Annotated in this window: 1 protein-coding gene; it reads left to right on the forward strand. The window is 48.9% G+C overall.

Features of this window, described 5'->3' with window-relative positions; translation table 11 throughout:
• Nucleotides 1-316, forward strand: a 316-nt coding sequence (locus AC1RPN_RS08295; protein ID WP_481763733.1) for a LysM peptidoglycan-binding domain-containing protein, incomplete at its 5' end; no start/stop codon positions are given.
• Between the last annotated feature and the right edge of the window lie 175 nt (nucleotides 317-491).

The raw sequence follows: 491 nt of genomic DNA on the forward strand, positions 1-491 counted from the left end.
GTTTACACCCGTGGACAATACCGGTTCGAACTACAACATGTTCAAATCCGGATTCAAGAACGTGCGCTTCAACGTTCCTAATCAGTCGCGTTACCAGTTGAGCATGTTGGACATGGCCAATCTTCCGGGGCTGGCCTACAAGTTCTACGGAGACACAAGCTTGTGGCGCGCACTTATGGCCTATAACGGCATAACTGATCCGTTGTCCGAAATTTGTCCGGGTATGACTATCAACGTTCCAACTAAGTCGGCCATTCAGGGCTATGTGAGTGCACAGGTCAAGAGCCAGCAACAGCAACAGCCGATTATGATCTGAGGGGCGTATGAGTTTCGCAATTAAAGATCGTATAGAAGTCAGCTTGTTCATAAACGACACAGAGTTCCCACTAGAAGCTCTGAACGTGCTGCACTTCATACACATAGCATGGACCACACGCGCACTGGTCCCCACAGTTCACTTATCCATATTTGACGCGACTCAAACCTTGGAC

Source organism: Dellaglioa sp. CoH-57-MRSF-20, from assembly GCF_056781955.1.